Origin of the sequence: Janthinobacterium sp. TND4EL3, from assembly GCF_900156175.1 — a bacterium.
Taxonomy (GTDB): domain Bacteria; phylum Pseudomonadota; class Gammaproteobacteria; order Burkholderiales; family Burkholderiaceae_D; genus Janthinobacterium.
In genome coordinates, this window is sequence record NZ_FTMV01000050.1 from 1 (window position 1) to 8,493 (window position 8,493).

Annotated in this window: 6 protein-coding genes; 5 read left to right on the forward strand and 1 reads right to left on the reverse strand. The window is 59.8% G+C overall.

Annotated elements, in window-relative coordinates; genetic code table 11:
- The first annotated feature begins 171 nt into the window (after positions 1-171).
- From ltrA to rsmA, 5 genes are all read left to right on the forward strand, one after another.
- On the forward strand, positions 172-1,872 hold the full coding sequence (gene ltrA, locus BXA07_RS29310; protein ID WP_070220576.1) for a group II intron reverse transcriptase/maturase: 1,701 nt from the start codon (positions 172-174) through the stop codon (positions 1,870-1,872).
- A 136-nt stretch (positions 1,873-2,008) separates the two neighbouring features.
- The gene (locus BXA07_RS29315) at positions 2,009-4,258 is read left to right on the forward strand and encodes an LPS-assembly protein LptD (RefSeq protein ID WP_076573210.1); all 2,250 of its coding nucleotides are present in this window, start codon (positions 2,009-2,011) and stop codon (positions 4,256-4,258) included.
- Between the two features lie 103 nt (positions 4,259-4,361).
- Positions 4,362-5,756 carry a peptidylprolyl isomerase gene (locus BXA07_RS29320; protein ID WP_244556456.1) on the forward strand — a complete coding sequence of 465 codons (1,395 nt, stop codon included), beginning with the start codon at positions 4,362-4,364 and terminating at the stop codon, positions 5,754-5,756.
- Between the two features lie 19 nt (positions 5,757-5,775).
- Entirely contained in the window at positions 5,776-6,825 is a 1,050-nt protein-coding gene (pdxA, locus tag BXA07_RS29325; RefSeq protein WP_076573212.1) for a 4-hydroxythreonine-4-phosphate dehydrogenase PdxA, read from the forward strand.
- A gap of 51 nt (positions 6,826-6,876) precedes the next feature.
- Positions 6,877-7,656: a 16S rRNA (adenine(1518)-N(6)/adenine(1519)-N(6))-dimethyltransferase RsmA gene (rsmA, locus tag BXA07_RS29330; RefSeq protein WP_076573213.1), complete on the forward strand. Its 780-nt coding sequence runs from the start codon at positions 6,877-6,879 to the stop codon at positions 7,654-7,656.
- 8 nt (positions 7,657-7,664) lie between these two features.
- Here rsmA and BXA07_RS29335 read toward each other — a convergent pair.
- Positions 7,665-8,493: LysR family transcriptional regulator substrate-binding protein (locus BXA07_RS29335; RefSeq protein WP_244556457.1), on the reverse strand; the 829-nt coding region annotated here is incomplete at its 5' end.

Consider the following 8,493-nt stretch of genomic DNA (forward strand, 5'->3'; position numbering starts at 1 on the left):
AACGAAACGCCGATTCAGGCGATGAAGAAATGGCAGGCGAAAAAGCCGGAATTATTCGTTAAGCGTGTTTATAATCAAGCGGGTCTTGACAAATAACGCCTCGAAGGGACGCAGTTCATCCCTTCGGGGTGACTTGCGTCCTCGATAGGTGTCAACCAACGAGGTACAGCAATGAGAGTAACTGAAGAAAATTTCGGTTCTGCGTCCTCGCACATTCCTGCTGAGTGGAGCGCCATCGACTGGCGCAAAGTTCAGAAGAATGTGAGAGTCATGCAGCATCGTCTAGCGAAGGCTACGTCGGACAGTGACTGGCGCCGAGTGAAAGCTCTGCAACGGTGGCTGACCCATTCGTTTTGTGCCAAAGCAGCGGCAATCAAACGCGTGACCGAAAACCAAGGCAAGCGAACATCGGGTGTCGACCGGCAGCTATGGGAGACCCCGCAACTGAAACATGCGGCAATTGCCAACCTCGGAAAATCCCGGTATCGACCCCTGCCCCTCCGGAGGGTTAATATTCCCAAGACCAATGGAACGTTACGCCCTTTGGGCATTCCAACTATGAAGGACCGGGCCATGCAGGCGCTACACCTGCTGGCGCTCGATCCGGTCCTGGAAACAGTGAGCGATCAGAACTCGTATGGGTTCAGGAAAAATCGTGCAACTGCCGATGCGATGTCCCAGATATTCGTCAGACTCTCCCGCAAGGGTTCAGCTGAATGGGTATTGGATGCGGACATCGAAGGGTTCTTCGATAACATCAGCCACCAATGGATGATCGACAACGTCCGCATGGACAAGTCGATACTGACTAAATGGCTGAAGTCCGGTGTAGTGGACGGTAAGCAATTGCTGGCGACAACTGCCGGAACTCCGCAGGGTGGCATCATCAGCCCCGCACTTGCAAATTGGACACTGAATGGGTTGGAAGCGGAACTTGTTGCGCATCTCGATGCAAAATGGGGAGTAGCCAAGGCCAAGAAACTCAAGGTCGGCGTCATACGGTACGCGGATGATTTTGTCATTACAGGGGCTTCACGAGAGCTGCTGGAAGACGAAATCAAACCGTGGGTGGAGAATTTTCTCGCCATCAGAGGTCTGAGGCTTGCAAAGGCGAAGACCAAGATCGTGCATGTCGATGAAGGGTTTGATTTCCTGGGATGGAACTTCCGCAAATACACAGGAAAGTTGCTCATCAAGCCAAGTAAGAAAAACGTCAAGGCGTTTTATAAAAAGCTGGGAACGGCAATCAGTGACAATTTGGGCGCAACGCAGGAGAATTTGATACGCCTGCTGAACCCCATGCTACGCGGGTGGGCGCAGTACCACTCGCCTGTTGTAGCAAAGCAAACGTTCTCTCGTCTGGAGTCGCTGCTGTTCTGGCGACTCATGCGATGGGCAAAACGCAGGCACCCGACCAAGAGCGCAGATTGGATACGCAAAAAGTATTGGCGTACCGTCGGCAATCGGCATTGGGTATTTGCATGTCAAATTGATACTGAGTTCGGCAATAAGGCAACAATGGAACTGTACTCGCTTGCGGGAACGGCCATTGAGCGTCACATCAAGATCAAGGGAGCATTCAACCCTTATGATCCGTCATGGGAGATGTACGGTGAGACGCTTCGGATGGAGCGCATGGTGAAAAACATGCGCTACCGAAAGGAGTGGATACGGCTGTACGTGGATCAGGACGGAAAGTGCGCGCTGTGCGGGTATGCGATGGACTTTGACACCGGCTGGCACGACCACCATATGCAGTATAGGGTAGCGGGCGGGTCCGATGCGCTGGGAAATCGGGTATTATTGCACCCAAATTGCCATTCTCAGGTTCATAGCCTTGGATTGAAAGTAACAAAGCCGGTTCCTGTATAGGAACTTTTTATTAAGCCCGAGCCGTGTGCGGCGAAAGTCGCAAGCCCGGTTCCTAGGGGGGAGGACTCCAGTAATGGAGTCTTCCTACCCTACAATCAAAAAATCGCCTGTCAATGGTGCTTGCCCCTTCCAATTCATGAGCTGGTTTTCGGCCTCCCCCCCTTCGCAGCGCTGGGCTTTCGCCATCAGCGCGCTTGTCGCCGCCACGGCGGTGCCCGTTCACGCCCAGAAGGCGCCGCGTCCCGTGCATGTCGAGGATCCGGACGCGCCCACCGTCATGACGGCGGAAAGCATGCATGGCCGGCCGGAACGGGAGATCAATCTCGACAGGAATGTCGTGATCGAGCGCGGAAAAACCACAAAAATGACGTCCGATACAGCTTGTTACAAACAAGTTGAGGATGAATTCGATGCGGACGGCCATATCAAGATGTGGCGTTTCGGCGATTACTACACGGGCGACGTGCTGAAACTGAACATGGAAACGGGCAAGGGTTTCCTGCTCAACCCCACCTACCGCTTTGAAGTGGGCCATGGCCAGGGCAAGGCCGAGCGCGTCGACTTCATCAATCCCGACGAAGCCAATGTGATCGACGGCACCTACAGTACTTGCGAAGGCCCGAACCCGGACTGGTACCTGAAGTCGAGCACCCTGAACCTGGACACGGGGCGCGACGTGGGCACGGGCAGCAAGACCATCATTTATTTCAAGGGCGTGCCCATCCTTGGCACCCCCGGCATCTCGTTTTCATTGTCGGGCGCGCGCCGCTCGGGCTGGCTGGCGCCCACGCCGGGTTTTGCCTCGAAGAATGGCTTTGAGCTGACGGTACCGTATTACGTGAATATCGCGCCGAACCGCGACCTGACCCTGTACCCGAAATACATACAGCGGCGCGGCATCCAGCTGGGCGCCACGGGTCGCTACATGGGCGAGACGGATGGCGGCTTGTACAGCGGCGAAACATCGTTCGAGTTCTTGCCGAATGACAAGCAGACCAAGACCAACCGCTACCTGATCAAGTCCAAGCATGAGCAGGCCCTGGCCCCGGGCTGGACCTACGGCTGGGATGTGCGCGACGCCTCCGATAATAACTACCCCAACGATTTTTCAAAGAACGTGGCGTCGGCCACCGAGCGCCAGTTGCTGCGCGAGTTGCGTACTGATTACCGCACCGAGGACTGGAGCCTGACGGCGCGCGTGCAGAATTACCAGGTGTTGCAGGATCCCGATGCCGTCACCGACCCCAGCCTGACCGTGTCGCGCCCGTATGACCGTTTGCCGGCGGTGAATTTCCACGCGGGCAAATATGACGTATGGGGCGGTTTCGACTGGACCTTCGATGCGGAAGCGACGCGTTTCGTGCACCCGACCCTGGTACAGGGTTCGCGCCTGGTGGCCAGGCCGCAGCTGAGTTTCCCGATTGTTCATCCTGGCTTCTTCATCACGCCCAAGCTGATGCTGAACGCCAGCGCATATCAGCTTGATAACAACGCCACGACCAAGGCGCAGTTCCCCGATACCTCGTTTACCCGCGCCGTGCCCACCTTCTCGGTTGACAGCGGCCTGGTATTCGAACGCGATACGAACCTGTTTGGCGCCAAGGGCGGCACGCAGACGCTGGAGCCGCGCCTGTTCTACGTCTACACGCCATACCGTGACCAGTCGCAATTCCCGAACTTCGATACGGCGGTGGGCACGTTCAACCTGACGCAGATCTTCACGGAAAACCGTTTCGTCGGCAGCGACCGCATCGGTGACGCCAACCAGGTCACGGCAGCCGTCGTGTCGCGTTTCCTGCAACCCGATGGTGCCGAACGCATGCGCCTGACCTTCGGCCAGCGCTTTTATTTTGCCGACCAGCGCGTGCAGCTCGATTCGAGCACGCCCGTCAACCAGTCGCGGTCGGATATCCTGCTGGCGGCAACGGGCCGCGTGTCGGAGACTTGGACCGTCGACAGCCTGGTACAGTACAATCCCAGCGATCGCAGGTTGATGAGCTACCAGTACACCATGCAATATCAGCCCGGTGCGAAGAAAGTATTGAATTTTAGTAATCGTTTCCAGCGTGGTAGTTTGCGCAATGCGGAAGTGTCGACGCAATGGCCGCTGACAGACCGCCTGTATGGCGTGGGCCGCATCAGTTATTCCTTGCTGGACCGCCGCCTGGTCGATAGCCTGATCGGCCTGGAATACAAGGGAGATTGCTGGGTGTTCCGCATGGGCGCGCAGCGCTTCGTGACGTCGGGCAAGGATGCCTCGACGCCGATCTTCTTCCAGCTGGAGCTGACGGGCTTGTCGAATGGCCTGGGCTTGGGCGCGAATGGCCTGGAAACTTTTACAAAAACCATCCCTGGTTATCAGGCATTGAGCCAGCCACTCCGTTAAGATAGGCACCGTTGCCGCCGCCGGTGTTCCCGGCGCTGGCACAAACCGGTTTTTTTATTCACCTGAACTCATGAGCGCTCTACACATTATGCGTAATGCCAGTATGCACCAACTCAAAATTGCAACGGTCTTGTTATGCGCTATTTCCGGCGCCACGACCAGTAGTGTCTGGGCGCAACAGGCTGCGCCAGCGCCTGTAGCCAAGCCCGCTGCCGCTGCTCCAGCGCCGGTCAAGGGCTTCACGCCCCCCGCGTCGAGCAGCGGCCAGACCATCGACTCCATCGCCGTCGTCGTCAATGACGATGTGATCACGCGCAACGAAGTGGCGGCCCGCATCAAGAGCGTGGAGCAGCGCATGAAGGCGCAGAATATCCCGCTGCCCGACCCTGCCGACCTGCGCCGTCAATTGCTCGAACGCATGATCGTTGAGCGCGCGCAAATGCAACTGGCCAAGGAAATGGGCGTGCGCGTCGACGACCTGACCCTGGACCGCGCGATTGGCCGTATTGCTGAACAGCAAAAGATGACGGTGCAAGAGCTGCGCAACCAGATGGAAAAAGAAGGCACGCCGTTTGCGGCCTTCCGCGAAGAAATCCGCGATGAAATCATCATGCAGCGCCTGCGCGAACACGAAGTCGACGCCAAGATCCAGATTTCCGATTCTGAAGTGGATAACTTCCTGGAAGCGGAAAAAGCGGCGGCCAGCGAACAGGTGGAGCTGAACCTGGCGCAGATTCTCGTGCGCATTCCGGAAAACTCCAGCCCCGAACAGATCGCCGCGCGCCGCGCGCGTGCCGAAGAAGTCAGCCGCCAACTGCGCACGGGTGCCGACTTCGCCAAGATGGCCGCCACCTATTCCGACGCCAGCGATGCGCTGAGCGGCGGCGATATCGGCTGGCGCCAGAGCGACCGCCTGCCACCCCTGTTCACGGAGCAATTGCTGAAATTGAAGCCGGGCCAGATCACGCCCATCATCAAGAGCAACACGGGCTTCCATATCCTGAAGCTGGTGGACCGCCGCAGCGCGGCCGAGGCGCAAGCCGTGGCTGCCGTGCAGCAGACGCATGCGCGCCACATCCTGCTGAAAGTGACGCCGACCCTGTCGGCGGCCGAAGCCAAGCGCAAACTGCTGGAACTGAAAGAGCGCCTCGATAACAAGGCGGCCAAGTTTGAAGACCTGGCCCGCTTGTTCTCGAACGACGGCTCGGCGGCCAAGGGCGGCGACCTGGGCTGGTTGTATCCGGGCGACACCGTGCCGGAATTCGAGACGGCGATGAATGCGCTGAAACCAGGCGAAGTGAGCCAGCCGATCGAATCGAGCTTCGGTTTCCACCTGATCGAAGTGTTGGAGCGCAAGAGCGACGATGTCTCGAAAGAGAAGCAGCGCAATGCCGCGCGCAATGCCTTGCGCGAACGCAAACTGGAAGAAGCGACGGAAAACTGGGCACGCGAAGTGCGCGACCGTGCCTACGTCGAGTTCCGTCCGGACGACCAGTAATGCTGCTGAAGAATTGCGCATGAGTAACTTGCCCCTTGCACGCCGCCCGGCCATCGCCATTACCTGCGGCGAACCGGCCGGTGTCGGCCCGGAAATCTCCATACGCGCGGCCTGGGCCATGCGCAATGAAGTCAACTGCATCCTGCTGGGCGACGCCGCCTTCCTGGCGCTCACGGCCAGCCTGATCGATCCGGACATCCGCCTGGCGGCGCTGTCGCTGCAAGCCGTGCGCAACAGCGGCTTGCCCCATTTCGGTCCCGGCCGCCTGGCCGTGATCGACATTCCTACCGTCAACAATGTCATTCCTGGCGTGCTCGACAAGGAAAATGGCCGCGCCGTGCTCGCTACCCTGGACGCGGCTGTGGAAGGCATCGCGGCCGGCTGGTTCGGCGCCATGGTCACGGCCCCCTTGCAAAAAAGCACGATCAACGACGCGGGCGTGGCCTTTTCCGGCCATACGGAATACCTGGCGGAAAAGACCGGCACGCCGCAAGTGGTGATGATGCTGGCCGGCGAACCGGGCCACGGCGAGCCGACCCTGCGCGTGGCGCTGGCCACCACGCACCTGCCCTTGAAGGACGTATCCGCTGCCATCACGATGGACAGCCTGGCCGTCACGCTCGATATCATGCAGCTTGATCTGCAACAGAAATTCGGCATCGCCGCGCCGCGCATCCTGGTCACCGGCCTGAACCCGCACGCGGGCGAGGGCGGCTATCTGGGACGCGAGGAAATCGATGTCATCGCCCCGGCCATCGCAGCGGCGCAAGCGCGCGGCATCGATGCGCGCGGACCGTACCCGGCCGACACCTTGTTCCAGCACAAGTACCTGGCCGATGCCGACTGCGTGCTGGCCATGTACCACGACCAGGGCTTGCCCGTGCTGAAATACGCGACCTTCGGGCGCGGCATCAATATCACCCTGGGCTTGCCGCTGATCCGCACCTCGGTCGACCACGGCACGGCGCTGGACCTGGCCGCGCAAGGGCTGGGCCTGGCCGATTGCCACAGCATGGAGCAAGCCCTGCAAACGGCGCTCGACATGCTGCGCGCCAGCACCCGCGCCTGATACCCGCCGGTCTTACCCCGCTACACCGCCTCTAGAATAGAAAAACAGAATATGAAACACGTTGCCCGTAAACGCTTTGGCCAGAACTTCCTGCATGACCGCTTCGTCCTCGACGACATCACGGCCGCCATCGCGCCGCAGGCCGACGATGCCATGGTCGAGATCGGCCCCGGCCTGGGCGCCATGACGGAGCAGCTGCTGCGTCACCTGAAGCAGATGCACGTGGTGGAACTGGACCGCGACCTGATCGTGCGCCTGGAAAAGACCTTCAATCCGGCCAAGCTGACGATCCACTCGGGCGACGCGCTGAAGTTTGATTTCGCGCAAATCCCCGTGCCGGCCGGCCAGAAGCTGCGTATCGTGGGCAATTTGCCGTACAACATTTCCAGCCCGCTGCTGTTCCACCTGGCGGACTTCGCGCCGCTGGTGCAGGACCAGCATTTCATGCTGCAGAAGGAAGTCGTCGAGCGCATGGTGGCCGAACCGGGCAGCAAGGCGTATGGCCGCCTGTCCGTGATGCTGCAATGGCGCTATGACATGTCCTTGCTGTTCATCGTGCCGCCGACGGCCTTCGATCCGCCGCCGAAGGTGGAATCGGCGATCGTGCGCATGATCCCCGTGGCCGAGCGCCTGGCCTGCGACCAGGCCACGCTGGAAGCGGTGGTCATGAAGGCGTTTTCGCAGCGCCGCAAGGTGATCCGCAACTGCCTGGCCGGCATGTTTACGGAAGAGCAGATCAAGGCGGCCGGCATCGACCCGACCCTGCGTCCGGAAACGGTGGGCCTGGAGCAATATGTTGCCTTGGCGAACCTGCTGAAAGCACCTGCCTGAGGTTGCACTTAAAACCACTGGTCGACCTGCTGCAAATCCTGCCGCAGCGCTGAAAAACAGTCGTCCACATGGTGGTTGCGGCTGATTTCATTGCGCCGCATCAAGGCGATCTTGCGCTTGCAGGTGGGCTGGCGCAGGGGCGCCACGTGCAGGTCTTCGTCGTTGAGGAAAGTCGTGTACAGGCTGGGCATGATGCCCACGGCGATGCCGGCGCGCACCACGCCATACAGCGACTCGCTGTGTATCATCTGGTACAGGTTCGAGGGGCTCAGGCCATGCTGGCGCAGGGCGCTCGAGGCGAACTCCCAGATGCTGCCCTTGGTAAACACGACGATTTCCTGGCCCGCCAGCTGCTCCCAGCGCACTTCCTTGAGCGGCGCCAGCGCATGGCGTCCCGCCGTCACCAGCACCAGCTCGTCCTCGAACAGGCCCACGCTTTCCAGCGAGACGGAACCGGGCACCTCAATGCCCACGCAAAAGTCCAGCTGGCCCGAGTGCAGCGCGTGCAGCAAGCCGTCGTTGGGCATGTCCGACAGGACGATTTCCACCTCATCGCCATGCTGTTCGCTGTAGCGCGCCACCACGGCCGCCGTCATGGCCATCGCCGACGGTATCGCGCCGATGCGGATGCGGTGCCGGCCGCTGCCGATGGCACGCTGGATATCGGCAAAAGTGTTGCTCGCCGTATTCAATAAATGCGTGGCGTAATCGAGCGCCAGCTTGCCTTCGCGCGTCAGTTCCAGCGTAAGCGTAAAGCCAGCGCCGTCTTTACCTCGACTACTCCTGCCAGCATGATTTGAGGTTGAGACACAAATCGATTGTGTCCACAAACTCGAT

Bases quoted from the DNA above. Each gene is read 5' to 3' on its own strand.
- pdxA (WP_076573212.1), top strand. From the start codon at position 5,776: ATGAGTAACTTGCCCCTTGCACGCCGCCCGGCCATCGCCATTACCTGC.
- BXA07_RS29320 (WP_244556456.1), top strand. From the start codon at position 4,362: ATGCACCAACTCAAAATTGCAACGGTCTTGTTATGCGCTATTTCCGGC.
- ltrA (WP_070220576.1), top strand. From the start codon at position 172: ATGAGAGTAACTGAAGAAAATTTCGGTTCTGCGTCCTCGCACATTCCT.
- BXA07_RS29315 (WP_076573210.1), top strand. From the start codon at position 2,009: ATGAGCTGGTTTTCGGCCTCCCCCCCTTCGCAGCGCTGGGCTTTCGCC.
- rsmA (WP_076573213.1), top strand. From the start codon at position 6,877: ATGAAACACGTTGCCCGTAAACGCTTTGGCCAGAACTTCCTGCATGAC.